This is a genomic window from Ruegeria sp. HKCCA5426 (assembly GCF_013034585.1).
Classification (GTDB): Bacteria; Pseudomonadota; Alphaproteobacteria; order Rhodobacterales; family Rhodobacteraceae; genus Ruegeria.
Map to the genome: position 1 here is coordinate 12,843 of NZ_WQGH01000013.1, position 14,581 is coordinate 27,423.

Genomic DNA, 14,581 nt, shown 5'->3' on the forward strand with positions numbered 1-14,581 from the left:
TCAGGTTTTGGGCAAGTTTGTTAACCAGTTTACCCAACAAAGTAGGTTTTTCCCGCCAATTCTCGGCGGGAAATTGCCGATAACGTCAACTTGAGCACGTTTAATGGTCGTGTCCGGGCTGAGGCAGGTCTTCAGTCAAAGGCCAGTAGAAATCTGGCGGCAACCCCGCTTCGGCGCGTTTTTCCTCGTTGAAAGGGGGCTTCAGGACGCCGTGGAAATACCGCCGGACCAATTCGTGAAACACATCCTTTGGGTCGGCATTCTCACGCCCACATAGGAAATGGAACCATTTTGATCCATAGGCCACGTGCCCGACTTCTTCGGCGTAGATCACCTCGAGTGCAGCGATAGCCTGTTCAGCCTTCGCCTTGCGGAAGATGTCAATCATTCCGGGGGTTACATCCAGCCCGCGGGCTTCCAGCACCATCGGAACCACAGCCAGCCGTCCCATCAAATCCTCAGCCGTATCTTCGGCCGCGCGCCACATTCCCGAATGGGCGGGCAGGGCACCGTAATAGCTGCCCATCTGCTCAAGGCAGTCGCAAACCATCTCAAAATGACGTGACTCTTCTTCTGCGCATTTCACCCAGTCGTCGTAGAAACCGATTGGCATCGGCACATGTCCGAACCGGGCGATGATGTCCCAGTGCAGATCAACGGCGTTCAGTTCGATATGAGCCACGGCGTGCAGCAGGGCAATCCGCCCGGCCTCGGTTCCTGGTCGGCGTTTTGGAACATCGCGGGGCGACAGCAATTCAGGCTTTTCTGGCCGCGACGGGTAAAGCGGTGGGGTCGCTGTCCCAATCTCAATCTCAGGTGCATCACCCTTGCGCGACGCGAACCATTCAGCGGCATAGCGTTTGGAAAGGGCGGTTTTTGCGCGCCCTTCTGCAGTGGTCAGGACTTCGGTCGCCATCTGGGTCAGTGTTTTCGACACCGGGTTTCTCCGCTTTTGCGTTTGCGCGGGTCTTAGACTGGATGGCGGTTGCAGAAAAGAGGGTCAGAGCGCGCGCGCAGCCTCAAGTACCTCATCCACGTGACCGGGAACTTTGACCTTGCGCCAGACGCGGGCGATCTTGCCGTCGGCGTCGATCAGAAAGGTCGAGCGTTCGATCCCCATCGACTTGCGCCCGTACATGTTCTTTTCCACCCAGACGCCATAGTCCTCGCAAACGGTTGACCCCTCGTCGGATAGCAGAGGGGTCGTCAGGTTGTGCTTGGCTACAAACTTGTCGTGCTTGGCAATGGTGTCCCGCGAAATGCCGAAAATTTGAGCGCCCGCCTCGGCAAAGGCTTGAAGTTGTTCCGAGAAACCGATGGATTCCTTGGTGCAGCCCGGCGTATCATCGCGAGGATAGAAGAAAAGAACGACGGCACCGCCGCGCAGGTCTGACAACGTGACCTCGCCACCGCCGTCGCGGGGCAACGTGAAATCAGGGGCAGTGTCTGTAACGTCGGGCATTGGAAACTCCGTTAAAGGTTTTTTAAGTGCTGCCCGTCATCATAGGGCGGCGCGAGCGGGTTGAAAGGCGTGGATAGAAAATTGGTGCAGCACGAAGACAAAAGTGCAGACCATCCGGGCAAACCCCGGCGCGGTCGGTCGCGTCGTCGTACTGCCCTTCGCTGGACGATGTGGTTCGCTCTTGCGCTTGCTGCGATGGCTTTTGCAGGGTGGTTCTTTCTGATTGGTCAGCAACTGCACGCCCCGAACTGGATGCGGGTTCAGGCTGAAAAGCGGCTTGATCAAACGCTGGGCGGGCTGAAAATCCGCTTCGGGGATGCCACCTTTTTTGTAAATGAGCAGTGGCGCCCCCGGCTTCGCCTGACGGATGTGACCATTAGCGATGCCGCCGGACAGCAGATCGCTCAAGTGTCGGACTTGCGCACACGCCTGTCGATGCGGGGGCTTTTGCGGGGGCAAATCCGGCCAAGGCGAATAGTCCTGCAAGATGTCCAGATCGCCCTGACGCGCGGCGAAGATGGCGCGCTATCGCTGACGGTCGGCACCGGCAGCTCGCCCGTACAGCAGGCACCCACACTGGCTGAACTGATCGAAGAATCCGACGATGTATTTCTTTCTCCGATCCTGTCGGGCCTTAGATCGGTTGAGTTGCAGAACCTGACGTTGGACTATCAGGATTTGCGCCTGGGCCGTGCCTGGGTGTTCGACGGAGGGCATATTTCGATTGCGCGCAGCGGGGACGAAATGCGCCTTGCCACCGGGTTTTCGGTTTTGACCGGCCGGGATTATGCCAGCTCGATCGAGGCCAATTATTCCAGCGTTTTGGGCACGCCCGAGGCAAGTTTCGGCATTTCCATCACCGATCTGCCCGCTGAGGATATCGCAGGACAAAGCCTTGCGCTGGCGTGGTTGCAAGAGCTTGACGCGCCGATTTCCGGCGCCCTTCGCGGCAGCGTCGACGATCAGGCCGCATTGGGCCCCCTGTTCGCGACACTGAATATTGCCGCAGGTGTCATCCAGCCGACGCCCGAGACACAACCCATTCGATTTGACTCTGCGCGGACCTATTTCACCTATGATCCCGCTGCGCAGGTGCTGGATTTCAACGAAGTCTCGATCGTTTCCGATCTGGGGTCGGTTCAGGCCAGCGGCTCGGCTTATCTGCAGGGGATTGACGACGGGACATTGGAAAGCCTGACGGCGCAACTGGATCTGAACAAAATTGATATCTATCCCGGTGGTCTTTTCCCCGAGTCACTTGAATCCGCACGGGCAAATCTTGATTTCCAACTGAAGCTGGCACCGTTCGAGGTGCGATTGGGGCAACTGACGCTGGTCGACGCAGACCACACTTTGCGTGCTTCGGGTAATTTGATCGGCCGCCCGGATGGATGGGTGGCGGCGCTGGATGCGCATCTGGATACAATGACTGCCGACCGGTTGCTGAATTACTGGCCTGAAATTCTGGCCCCGAAACCACGGCTCTGGGTGTCTGAAAACCTGTATGAAGGCCAATTTAGGAACGTCGAGTTTGCATTGCGACTGCAACCGGGGCGCAAGCCGGACATTTACTTGGGGCTTGGGTTCGAAAACGCCAAAATCCGCTACGCCAAGACCTTACCCCCCATTCAGGACGCGCAGGGTCGGGTCAGCTTGCTTGACGATCGGTTTACCGCATCTGCCGAAAGCGGGGTGGTGATCGCCGATGCTGGCGGGGCGGTCGATGCTTCGGGCACGTCGTTCATCATTCCCGATACAACAATCAAGGGCCCGTCACCGGCCATTGCCCGGATAAAAGCGCGGGGTTCAGCGACTGCGGCGCTGTCGCTGCTGGATCGTAAGCCTCTGGAGTTGTTGACGAAAGCCGGGCTTCCTGTGGATATGGCTCAGGGTGAAGTCAACCTGTCGGGTACTCTGGCGTTGCCTATGAAGAAAGGTTTGAAATTCGAAGAAACAGAGTTCCACTTCACCGGCGAAATCGACAACGTTGCAAGCGACCGGTTGGTGCCGGGATTCTCGGTCAGTTCAGACCGCCTGAATGTACAGGGCGATCAGAATTCGGTCGAGATTGGCGGGTATGGTCTGTTTGGTGATGTTCCGGTTGACGTGACATGGCGCCAACCCATCGGTGGTTCAGGCCCACAACGCAGCGAGGTTACCGGTGAAATCGAACTGTCGCCCCGTCTGATGACCGAGCTGAAAGCCGGATTACCGCAGGGTATGCTGACGGGGCAGGGAACCGCACAGGTCTCTATCGGCATCGGAGCAGGCGACCCAATAAAGCTGGCAGCGACCTCTGATCTGGTTGGTGTTGCCTTGGCCATACCCGAACTTGGCTGGCGCAAAGGCAGACAGACCGCCGGAATATTGAACGTCGACGCCACGCTGGGCGATCAGTTGCGTGTGGATGAGCTAAAGCTGGATGCGGCGGGTTTGCGTACCACGGCTTCGATCTCGTTTCGCGAAGGGGGGGATTTTGACAAGGTTCAGTTCAGCTCTTTCGATCTGGGCAACTGGCTGGCCGTCCCCGCCGAGCTGGTGAATCGTGGTTCGTCCTTGCCGGATATCCGCGTGCTGGGCGGTGTCATGAATTTGGGTGGTGCCACTTTCGGCGAAGGTAGCAGCGGTGGTGGAGGCGGCGGGCGCGGGCCTGCACTGGACGTCGTGCTGGACCGCTTGCAGGTCACAGAATCGGTCGCGCTGACGGGATTCAACGGATCATTCCAGACGTCGGGCGGCATCACTGGCGCATTCACAGCCGGCGTGAACGGAGGCGCGTCGGTTCGCGGACAGGTCACTCCGCGCGGTGGGCGCAGCGCCGTGGAATTAAAGTCGTCCGATGCCGGTGAGGTGCTGCGATCGGCAGGGGTCATCACTCAGGCACGTGGCGGCTCGCTTGATATGAGCCTCGAGCCCGTTGGCGCGCCCGGGAACTATGACGTTAACCTAAAGATCGTGAATACGCGGATCACGGATGCCCCTGCGATGGCCGCCTTGCTGAACGCGATCAGCCTTGTTGGTTTGTTGGATGAAATGGCGGGGCAGGGTATCTTTTTCTCGACCATTGAAAGCCGGATGCGCATTACGCCGACCGAGGTCAAAGTCCTCAGCGGAAGCGCGGTTGGCCCGTCCATGGGTCTGTCTTTTGATGGGACGATAGATACGGTCGCGGGAATGCTGAATCTGCGGGGTGCGATTTCGCCGATTTATCTGGTCAACGCGATCGGCAGCGTTTTCACCAAAAAGGGTGAGGGCGTTATTGGCTTCAATTATAATCTAACGGGCCCACTGACTTCGCCCAAAGTGTCTGTGAACCCCTTGTCGGGCCTTGCGCCGTTGTTCTTGCGCAACCTCTTGCGCGCCCCGGCTCCCACTGTGACCGACGGCCCGAATTCCCTGCCTGTAAAGCCCGATGAGCCGAAAAAGACCTTTGGTTCCCCTCCGAAGGATCATTGATCTGGGCTGTTGCTGAATCCGGTCTGGCCTTGTATGACGCGCGCATGAAACTCAGCGATTTCGATTTCCACCTGCCCGAAGATCTGATTGCCACGCGCCCGGCAACGCCGCGTTCGTCGGCGCGGTTCCTTGTGGTCGATGGCGACGCAATCTCGGACGCGCATGTGTTTGATCTACCCGATTGGTTGCAGCCCGGGGATCGCCTTGTCCTTAACGATACGCGTGTGATCCCGGCGCGCCTGAACGGACGGCGGCACCGTGACAGCGCACAGGGCCCCGTTTCAGCGGCGATCGAAGCAACCCTGCTAGACCCGCAAGCCGATGGAACGTGGGCCGCGCTGATCAAACCGCTGAAGAAGGTGAAGCTGCACGAAGAGATCAGGTTCTCGGACCAACTCAGCGCCACTTTGGAGCGGGTAGATGACGGGCAGGCGTTTCTGCGGTTCAATCTGACCGGAGAGGATTTTGACGCCGCGCTGGAACATGCCGGTGCGATGCCCTTGCCGCCCTATATTGCGGCCAAGCGTCCGGCGGACGATCAAGACAAGACAGATTACCAGACAATCTGGGCCCGAAATTCGGGTGCGGTGGCTGCACCGACCGCGTCGCTGCATTTCGACGACGCGCTTATGCGCGCGTTGGACGAGCGCGGTGTGCAAATCACTCATGTCACACTGCATGTCGGTGCTGGGACCTTTCTGCCGGTGAAAGTCGAAGACGTGACTACGCATAAAATGCACGCTGAATGGGGCAGGGTCAGCGCGCAGGCTGCCCACGAAATCCAAAAGACCAAGGCCGCTGGCGGACGGGTCATACCAGTTGGAACCACTGCGCTGCGCCTGATCGAAAGCGCCGCGCGCTCTGGCCGGATCGAACCGTGGGAAGGCGAGACAGACATATTCATCTATCCCGGCTTCCAATTTCACGTCACCGACGCGCTGATGACCAACTTTCACTTGCCGAAATCCACACTTCTTATGCTGGTGTCGGCCTTGATGGGGCAGACTCGCATGAGCGATGTCTACGCCCACGCAATCGACCAGAAATATCGGTTCTTTTCCTACGGAGATGCGTCGCTTTTGATACCGTGACCGCCGCGTTGTCGGGATCGCATTACGGTTATGTCGTAGACAAGCATGCCTAGAGCCGTTTTTCATATCAAAACGAATCCGTAATTCAGACCGATTTTTCGCGGAGGTCCCAATGATCCAGGTCCTGTCCAGCGCATGGGCGCTTCTTCTTGGCGTGGGCCTGCTTATGGTCGGCAACGGTTTGCAAGGCACGATCCTTGGTGTTCGCGGCGAGATTGAGGGGTTCTCGACTCTCGAGATGTCCTTTGTGATGTCGGCGTATTTCGTGGGTTTCCTCGGCGGATCGCGCTTGGCGCCCGAGATGATCCGGCGCGTGGGGCACGTCCGTGTCTTTGCGGCGCTGGCTTCGTTCATTTCGGCCGTGATGATCATGTATCCAACGCTGACCGAACCTGTGGCTTGGATTCTGGGCCGTGTCGTAATCGGGTTTTGCTTTTCCGGTGTTTACGTTACGGCCGAAAGTTGGCTGAACAACGCCGCCAGCAACAAAAACAGGGGGCAGGCGCTGTCGTTGTATATGATCGTCCAGATGACCGGGATCATTACGGCGCAAGGCTTGATGCTGGTCGGAGACCCCGCGGGCTATGAGACTTTCGTGATCGCGTCGATTCTGGTTTCGATTTCCTTCGGGCCGATCCTGTTGTCAATTTCACCTACACCAGCCTTTGACACGACCAAGCCGATGACCCTGCGCGAATTGATGGGTAAGTCACCGCTCGGCTGTGTCGGCATGTTCCTGTTGGGCGGCGTGTTCTCGGCTCAGTTCGGTATGGCGTCGGTGTATGGTGCACGGGCTGGGCTGACGTTGGTCGAAATCTCGACCTTTATCGCCGCGTTCTACGTCGGGGCCGTCGTCTTGCAGTATCCGCTTGGCTGGTTTTCCGACCGCATGGATCGCCGGTTTCTTATCATGCTGGTCGCCATCGCCGGGGCCGGAGGGTCGATTGCCGGCATGTTGTTCGGAACGACATTTCCGATCCTGCTGATTGCCGCTTTCGTGATCGGTGGGATGTCGAATCCGCTCTATTCCCTGTTGATTGCGCATGCCAATGACTTCCTCGAGCATGAGGATATGGCGGCCGCTTCAGGCGGTCTGGTTTTTATCAACGGGTTGGGTGCGATTGCCGGGCCGCTGATCACCGGTTGGTTAATGGGCGACGCCGTGTTTGGCCCTCAGGGGTTTTTCCTGTTCATTGCGATGTTGCTGGTCATAACCGCAGGGTACGCAATGTATCGCATGACACAACGCGCCGCGATCCCGGTCGACGAAACGGGTACGATGTCTCCGCTTTACCCCACAGCCTCACCCGTTGCGTTTGAAGTAGCGCAGGAAGTGGCCATCGAGGCGGCGGAAGCCGAGCAGGACACGCAAGATATTGCCTAAGACACGGATTTATGTCGCAAGTGTTGCAATATGTTACTGTAACAAACCTGTAAAACGTCCTTAAATGACGTTACGTCCTTGGGGGAGGCGAACAGACGGAGTTTAGGGCAATGGCAGGGCCTGAAGACGTACTGAGTTTTTGGTTGGATGAAGTCGGTCCCAAGGGTTGGTATTTGCAGGACGATGCGCTTGACGCTGAAATCCGCGAAAAATTCCAAACCATGTGGGAGGCAGCAAATGAGGGCAAGTTTTCCCTTTGGCTGACCTATCCCAGTGGTGCGTTGGCGTACATCATCCTGATGGATCAATTTCCACGCAACATGTTCCGAGGCAGCGCCAAGGCGTTTGCATCTGACCGTGCGGCCTTGTCAGCGGCCAAATGCGCTGTGGACAAGGGGTGGGATCTGAAGATCGACGAGCCCGCAAGGCAGTTCTTTTATCTTCCCCTGATGCATTCGGAAAATCTGTGTGATCAGGAACGCTGTGTGCGGTTGATGTGTCAGAATGTCAGCAAGGATTCGAGTAATCTTTTACATGCGCGTGCACACCGTGAGGTAATCCGGCAATTCGGGCGGTTCCCATACCGCAACGAAGCGCTGTCGCGGCCAATGACCGAGCCTGAAGCGGCGTATGTGGACATGGGCGGCTATGGCGCGACGGTCCGAGAGTTGCAGGCCGCCGGTTAAGACGCAGGCACGCATCCACGTATTTCAATGATCCGGTCGGCGATTGCGTCGGCCGAGGCCTCAATGGCCGTATTGATCAATTCGTCTGGTGATTCAGTCAGTTCCGAAATCCGGGCCTGCTTTGCCTGTAGCTCTTTTTCCAGATTGTCGAGCTTGGCTAAAGCGGTCGAGATTTTCTGTGCTGCCGCGCTATTCGCAAGGCTTTCGCCAATTTGAATCGAGGACAAGTCGCTGCGCAAAGCCGCCAACTCACCTCGTACCCCCTGGAGTTCCTGCTTGAGGGGCGCAACAATCTGGATATTCTCAGCGAAGGCTGTCGTGATGCCTTCGACCGTTGAGGCCAATTTCCACCCCAGAAACAGACACAGGGCAACCAGGATGAGTGTGGCGTTCAGCAATGCAAGCAACAGATCTTTAAGCGTTCTGGCCATGATAAGCCTCTTGAATTTCTTGGGTTAAACAATTGCCATCGACGACTGGCCCCTAACTTCTAGCCATAGAAGGCCGCTGGGTATAGGCTCAAATCAGTGCATTTGGCGTCACTTGACCCTGCGTCGCTTTTGTCGCGGGGGCAATGTATTGATGCGTTAAAGCAATTAGTTTAATGGTAAACTAATTTCTGAATCGACCTGCGCCGAGAGGGAAACATGGCTGCACAATCTTTTGATCTGATCGTAATTGGCGCCGGTCCCGGCGGGTATGTCGCTGCTATTCGCGCGGCCCAGCTAGGCCTGAAAACCGCTGTAGTAGAACGTGAACATCTTGGCGGCATCTGCCTGAACTGGGGATGTATCCCGACCAAGGCGCTGCTGCGGTCGTCAGAGGTATTTCACCTGATGGAACGGGCCAAGGATTTCGGACTGAAGGCGGACAAGATCGGCTATGATCTGGACGCTGTTGTCAAACGCTCACGCGGGGTTGCCGCGCAGTTGTCCGGCGGCATTGGTCATCTGCTGAAGAAGAACAAGGTCACCGTGGTGATGTGCGAGGCGACAATCCCTGCCAAAGGCAAGGTTTCAGTTAAAACCGACAAGGGAACCGAAGAGCTGACGGCCAAGAATATTGTTCTGGCCACAGGCGCCCGCGCTCGTGAATTGCCGGGCCTTGAGGCGGACGGCGATCTGGTCTGGACCTACAAGCACGCATTGCAGCCGCCGCGCATGCCCAAGAAACTGCTTGTCATCGGGTCCGGTGCGATCGGTATCGAATTCGCCAGCTTCTACAACACGTTGGGGGCAGATACGACAGTGGTCGAGGTGATGGATCGCGTGTTGCCCGTTGAAGATGCAGAAATAAGCGCCTTTGCCAAAAAAGCATTTACCAAGCAGGGCATGACCATCATGGAAAAGGCGATGGTCAAGCAGTTGGACCGTGCCAAGGGCAAGGTGACCGCACATATTGAGGTCAAAGGAAAAGTGGAAAAGCACGACTTTGACACTGTAATCTCAGCGGTCGGAATCGTTGGCAATGTCGAGGGGTTGGGCCTCGAAGCATTGGGCGTCAAGATTGACCGGACACATGTGGTGACGGACGAATACTGCCGGACCGGGGTCGATGGCCTATACGCCATTGGTGATATCGCAGGCGCTCCATGGCTGGCGCACAAGGCCAGCCACGAAGGGGTCATGGTTGCCGACCTGATCGCGGGCAAGCACGCGCACCCGGTCAAGCCAGAAAGCATCGCGGGCTGTACCTATTGCCAGCCGCAGGTCGCGTCAGTGGGATATTCCGAGGCGAAAGCCAAAGAGCTAGGCTATGATATCAAAGTTGGCCGCTTCCCTTTCATCGGCAATGGCAAGGCGATCGCGTTGGGCGAACCTGAAGGGATGATCAAGACTATTTTCGACGCCAAGACCGGAGAGCTCTTGGGTGCACATATGATCGGCGCTGAAGTCACGGAGTTGATTCAAGGGTATGTTGTCGGGCGTCAGTTGGAGACAACCGAAGAAGACCTGATGAATACGGTCTTCCCGCATCCGACACTGTCGGAAATGATGCATGAAAGCGTACTGGACGCCTATGACCGGGTAATCCATATGTGATGGGCCGAGCATGGGGGCTCTGCCCCCGCCGCCCGTACCGGGCGACTCCCCCGGGATATTTTTAGCCAGATGAAGCGGAGGATCCGTACTTCATCTGGCCCCAAATATCCCGGAGCGCGAGGCAGAGCCTCGCATTAAAGTCTATCTGGTCAGAGCGTCCAGAATGCGCGCCCACGATCGGATGCCCTTGTGGAAGCTTTTGACGTCGTATTTCTCATTGGGGGAATGGATCGCGTCATCGTCGTTGGCGAAACCAACCAGCATCGAGTCCAGCCCGAGTTCAGTGTTGAAATAGCCGACGACCGGGATAGAGCCGCCCATACCTGTGAAGACGGCCTCGCGGCCCCATTCATCGGATAAGGCACCCCGCGCTGCTTCGAATTCGGGGCGGTCCAGATTCATGACAGAAGCGGGCGAGCCTTCTAGGTCGTTATCCCATTCGATTTTTGCATCCGTCGACAGGCGTTGTTCGACATGTTTTCGAATCTTGTCGCGCAAGTCATCCGGATCCATCTCGCCGACAAGACGGCAAGTGATTTTGCAATGGGCTCGCGACGGGATAACCGTTTTTGACCCGGCACCGTTGTATCCACCCCAAAGCCCGTTTACCTCAAGCGTTGGGCGGGCCCATTGCTGTTCAAGCGCGGAAAACCCTTTTTCGCCGTGTGGCTGCGTGTATCCAACTGAGTTGAGATATTCGGCCTCATCAAACCCGCAGCCTTCCCATTGGCGAAGCTGTTCGGCTGAAACGTCGTGGACACCTTCATAAAAACCGTCAACGGCGACGCGGCCAGTTTCTTCATCGTAAAAGGACGCCACAATTTTAGATAATTCGCGAAGGGGATTCAGGCCGGGGCCACCATAGTGACCCGAATGCAGGTCAATCCGGGGTCCGCTGATTGTGAATTCGTCTTTGAGCATTCCACGTAGTTGAGATGCGATGGAGGGAACGCCACGCGACACCATTGACGTGTCGCAGACCAAGGCCAGATCTGCCTTTAGTTCAGCCGCGTTTTCGCGCAGGAACGGGACCAGTGAGGGTGAGCCGGATTCCTCTTCACCTTCAAAGAAGAACGTGATGCGGCAGGGTAGGGTGCCGTGAACGGCTTTCCAGGCGCGGCATGCTTCGACGAAGGTCATCAATTGACCTTTGTCATCGGATGAGCCTCGGCCCCGGATAACAGGGCCATTTTCGGTCTCTTCAATCGCTGGATCGAACGGGTCACGATTCCACAGGTTCAAAGGGTCGACGGGCTGCACGTCATAGTGACCATAGAACAGCACATGCGGCGCGTCGCTGCCCTCACCTATATGTCCCACGACCATGGGATGCCCGGTGGTTTCCCGCTTTTCCGCCGCAACTCCGATGGATTTCAAATCCGAGACCAACCAGTCGGCGGCCTGACTGACATCAGCGTCATAGGCCGGATCCGTTGAAACCGAAGGAATGCGGAGCAGTTCCATCAGGCGGTCAATTGAGGTTTGAAGATCGGTGTCGATACGGTCCAGAACAGAGTCCAGCGACATTGGGGGTCTCCTGCCATGATGATTTGGCGGAACCCTATCAGCGCTATCGGCGCCGTCCAGTGCGCTTTTGACGATCGTAGGGCGGGAGGCGAAAATAGTAGGTGGATTTTCCGTATTGCCTGCGTCGTTTCCCCGCGTCTGTTTGCCGAAACTTTACTTGTCGAGTGGGATGCAAAAAGATATTTGATGCAAATCAAATACGCATTCTCTTAGCTCGTTATATGTCGTGAGCTTAAATTGAGTGCATCGGTGCAGTTTCGGATCTTCCGGAATCGGTGCCATGAAAGACGTTCGACCGTTGTGAACAAGGTCGGGCAAGTAAGGAGAAACCGGTGGACTATACTGCTCAGCTTGATTCAGCGATCGCAAGGCTACATGACGAAGGCCGCTACCGGACTTTCATTGATATCGAACGGCGCAATGGCCACTTTCCTCATGCTGTTCGGACGCGTCCTGACGGGTCGCAGCAGGATATCACCGTATGGTGTGGCAACGACTATTTGGGTATGGGGCAACACCCGGTCGTACTAAACGCGATGCACGAGGCCGTTGACGCCGCCGGAGCTGGTTCGGGCGGCACGCGTAACATCTCGGGGACGACTGTGTATCACAACCAGCTTGAAGCCGAGCTTGCTGATCTGCACGGAAAAGAAGCGGCGCTGCTGTTCACAAGCGCCTATATCGCCAATGACGCAACGCTGAGCACGCTGCCAAAGCTGTTTCCGGGTCTGATCATCTATTCTGATGCATTGAACCACGCCTCAATGATCGAAGGTGTGCGCCGCAATGGAGGTGCCAAGCGCATATTCCGCCACAATGATGTCGCCCATCTGCGAGAGTTGCTTGAGGCTGACGATCCCAAGGCGCCCAAGCTGATCGCATTTGAATCCGTGTATTCGATGGACGGTGATTTTGGTCCGATCGAAGAAATCTGCGACTTGGCGGATGAATTCGGCGCGTTAACCTACATTGATGAGGTCCACGCTGTCGGCATGTACGGCCCGCGCGGAGGCGGTGTGACAGAGCGGGATCGTTTGGCGCATCGTATCGACATCATCAACGGTACATTGGCAAAAGCTTTTGGCGTGATGGGTGGCTACATTGCCGCGAGTGAAAAGATGTGCGACGCCGTACGCTCTTACGCGCCGGGCTTCATCTTCACGACCTCTCTGCCGCCTGCGGTGGCAGCAGGCGCAGCGGCGTCTGTCGCGTATCTGAAGAGTGCGACAGAACTGCGCGAACTGCATCGAACTCAGGCACAGATCCTCAAATTGCGCCTCAAGGGGCTGGGACTGCCTTTGATTGACCACGGCAGCCACATCGTTCCTCTGATCGTCGGTAACCCGGTCCACACCAAAATCCTGAGCGATCGGTTGCTGGACGACCATGGAATTTACGTTCAGCCGATCAATTTCCCGACGGTTCCGCGTGGAACCGAGCGCTTGCGATTCACCCCGTCGCCGGTGCATGGGCCCGACGAAATGAACCGTCTGGTGGTCGCGATGGACGAACTTTGGTCACATTGTGCGCTAAATCGCGCCGAACTTGCTGGTTAACCTCACGCCAAAGTGTGCAACTTGTTTGTCGCGTGTTAAGCTTACGCTAACAAAATCAGTGTTCGAATCATTTAGGCAGTGATTCGGCGCTAGCGTAAAACACGCGTAGGCAAAATGGGGCAGCAGGGATGATTGGGCGCAGATCTCAGCGCGAATCCGAAGACGACGTTGACGTCCGGCCGAAAGGCTATGACGATTATGAGGTGCGACTTGGTGATATGATGCGCGGCGAACGCGCCACCATGGGCAAATCTCTACTGGATGTTCAGCGAGAATTGCGGATCAAAGCCAATTACATCGCAGCCATAGAAGACTCTGATCCAGATGCCTTCGACACACCCGGCTTCATCGCCGGGTATGTGCGTTCTTACGCGCGTTATCTGGGTATGAACCCTGATGAGACATTTGCGGCCTTCTGCAAAGAAAGCGGATTTGAGGTCGCGCACGGCATGTCCGCAGAGGCGTCCGTTGTCCGCAAACCGGTGGGCGGCTTGCCTGCCCGTGGTCCGATGGGCCGCGACCCGTTCATTTCGCCGAATACGCCGTATATTCCAGGCAAAGAGTCTCTGGTCAGCCAAATTGAACCTCGTGCGATTGGATCGTCCGCCGTGCTGTTGGCTTTGATCTGCGGTATTGGCTACGGCGGGTGGGCAGTTCTGAACAAAATCCAGCAAGTGCAGGTTAGCCCGGTTGAACAAGCCCCTGTCGTTCTGTCCGACCTTGACCCGCTAAATGTCGCGCGTGCTGACGGGTCAGTGGAAGAGGTGGCGACCATTCAAACCCCCAGCGCCGAAGCATTGGATCGTTTGTATCGGCCACAGGCCCTGGATGTTCCCGTGCTTGTTGCACGTGACGCACCGATTTCGACACTTGATCCGCGTTCGGTCGGAACATTCCTTCCACCAGAGCCGCCAAAGATCGAAGTGGCCGAGGTGCACACTGTCGAACGCCCGGCACTGCCGCAGGTGGTTGAACAACTGGACACGACGCTCAAAATCGTAGCCGTCAACCCGGCATGGATGCGGGTTACAGCCGCGGATGGCAGTATCATATTCGAAGGCACTCTTGGCACGGTCGAGCAGGGCAACACGTTCGAAGTTCCGCTTACAGAAGAACCTCCGCAACTGCGCGCCGGGGCGTCCGGTTCGGTATATTTCTCGATGAACGGTGAACATTTTGGCCCTGTTGGAAATCCTGGAACGGTCGCAAAAGGCGTAATCCTGTCCAAGGATGCCGTGGCTGAGCGTTACGATGTTGCCGATCTTGAGGCTGAACAGAATAGCGCCCTTAAGCGTTTGGTCGCCGAATTGCAGGCTGAGGCGCTGCAAGACCCGGCTGAGTGATCTTGCCATTGCGGAGCCTTGGCAGGCGAACTAT

11 protein-coding genes are annotated in these 14,581 nt (G+C 56.9%); 7 read left to right on the top strand and 4 right to left on the bottom strand.

Translation table 11 applies throughout. The annotated features are described in order from the left end of the window. Positions 1-100: 100 nt before the first annotated feature. Both GOV87_RS17930 and GOV87_RS17935 read right to left on the bottom strand, forming a co-directional pair. Positions 101-937, bottom strand: a complete 837-nt coding sequence (locus GOV87_RS17930) for a ferritin-like domain-containing protein (RefSeq protein WP_371813540.1) — start codon at positions 935-937, stop codon at positions 101-103. Positions 938-1,000: 63 nt separating this feature from the next. Continuing rightward, positions 1,001-1,462, bottom strand: a complete 462-nt coding sequence (locus GOV87_RS17935) for a peroxiredoxin (RefSeq protein WP_171126549.1) — start codon at positions 1,460-1,462, stop codon at positions 1,001-1,003. Between the two features lie 69 nt (positions 1,463-1,531). Between GOV87_RS17935 and GOV87_RS17940 the strand changes: the two genes are divergently transcribed. From GOV87_RS17940 to GOV87_RS17955, 4 genes are all read left to right on the top strand, one after another. Beyond that, positions 1,532-4,918 carry a DUF3971 domain-containing protein gene (locus GOV87_RS17940; protein ID WP_371813541.1) on the top strand — a complete coding sequence of 1,129 codons (3,387 nt, stop codon included), beginning with the start codon at positions 1,532-1,534 and terminating at the stop codon, positions 4,916-4,918. Between the two features lie 44 nt (positions 4,919-4,962). Next, complete coding sequence (queA, locus tag GOV87_RS17945; protein WP_171212734.1) at positions 4,963-6,009, top strand: tRNA preQ1(34) S-adenosylmethionine ribosyltransferase-isomerase QueA; 1,047 nt, start codon at positions 4,963-4,965, stop codon at positions 6,007-6,009. 112 nt (positions 6,010-6,121) lie between these two features. Next, the gene (locus tag GOV87_RS17950; RefSeq protein ID WP_171212685.1) at positions 6,122-7,393 is read left to right on the top strand and encodes an MFS transporter; all 1,272 of its coding nucleotides are present in this window, start codon (positions 6,122-6,124) and stop codon (positions 7,391-7,393) included. A 110-nt stretch (positions 7,394-7,503) separates the two neighbouring features. After that, a complete protein-coding gene (locus GOV87_RS17955; RefSeq protein ID WP_171212686.1) occupies positions 7,504-8,079 on the top strand; it encodes a DUF924 family protein in 576 nt (191 codons plus the stop codon). Here the strand turns inward: GOV87_RS17955 and GOV87_RS17960 are convergent. After that, on the bottom strand, positions 8,076-8,510 hold the full coding sequence (locus GOV87_RS17960; RefSeq protein WP_171212687.1) for a hypothetical protein: 435 nt from the start codon (positions 8,508-8,510) through the stop codon (positions 8,076-8,078). The genes GOV87_RS17955 and GOV87_RS17960 overlap by 4 nt on opposite strands. A 216-nt stretch (positions 8,511-8,726) precedes the next feature. Here GOV87_RS17960 and lpdA point away from each other — a divergent pair, with 216 nt between their 5' ends. Continuing rightward, on the top strand, positions 8,727-10,121 hold the full coding sequence (gene lpdA / locus GOV87_RS17965) for a dihydrolipoyl dehydrogenase (protein ID WP_171212688.1): 1,395 nt from the start codon (positions 8,727-8,729) through the stop codon (positions 10,119-10,121). A gap of 141 nt (positions 10,122-10,262) precedes the next feature. On the opposite strand, the gene GOV87_RS17970 is transcribed toward lpdA, so the two are convergent. Next, positions 10,263-11,648, bottom strand: a complete 1,386-nt coding sequence (locus GOV87_RS17970) for a dipeptidase (protein ID WP_171212689.1) — start codon at positions 11,646-11,648, stop codon at positions 10,263-10,265. 332 nt (positions 11,649-11,980) lie between these two features. On the opposite strand from GOV87_RS17970, the gene hemA reads away from it, so the two are divergent. Together hemA and GOV87_RS17980 are read left to right on the top strand one after the other, a co-directional pair. Next, on the top strand, positions 11,981-13,204 hold the full coding sequence (gene hemA, locus GOV87_RS17975; RefSeq protein ID WP_171212690.1) for a 5-aminolevulinate synthase: 1,224 nt from the start codon (positions 11,981-11,983) through the stop codon (positions 13,202-13,204). A gap of 128 nt (positions 13,205-13,332) precedes the next feature. Next, positions 13,333-14,547 carry a helix-turn-helix domain-containing protein gene (locus tag GOV87_RS17980; protein WP_171122203.1) on the top strand — a complete coding sequence of 405 codons (1,215 nt, stop codon included), beginning with the start codon at positions 13,333-13,335 and terminating at the stop codon, positions 14,545-14,547. The last annotated feature ends 34 nt before the right edge of the window (positions 14,548-14,581 follow it).

Coding starts and splice junctions, on each gene's coding strand:
- GOV87_RS17935 (WP_171126549.1), bottom strand. CDS start 1,462: ATGCCCGACGTTACAGACACTGCCCCTGATTTCACGTTGCCCCGCGAC.
- queA (WP_171212734.1), top strand. CDS start 4,963: ATGAAACTCAGCGATTTCGATTTCCACCTGCCCGAAGATCTGATTGCC.
- GOV87_RS17950 (WP_171212685.1), top strand. CDS start 6,122: ATGATCCAGGTCCTGTCCAGCGCATGGGCGCTTCTTCTTGGCGTGGGC.
- GOV87_RS17955 (WP_171212686.1), top strand. CDS start 7,504: ATGGCAGGGCCTGAAGACGTACTGAGTTTTTGGTTGGATGAAGTCGGT.
- GOV87_RS17960 (WP_171212687.1), bottom strand. CDS start 8,510: ATGGCCAGAACGCTTAAAGATCTGTTGCTTGCATTGCTGAACGCCACA.
- lpdA (WP_171212688.1), top strand. CDS start 8,727: ATGGCTGCACAATCTTTTGATCTGATCGTAATTGGCGCCGGTCCCGGC.
- GOV87_RS17970 (WP_171212689.1), bottom strand. CDS start 11,648: ATGTCGCTGGACTCTGTTCTGGACCGTATCGACACCGATCTTCAAACC.
- GOV87_RS17980 (WP_171122203.1), top strand. CDS start 13,333: ATGATTGGGCGCAGATCTCAGCGCGAATCCGAAGACGACGTTGACGTC.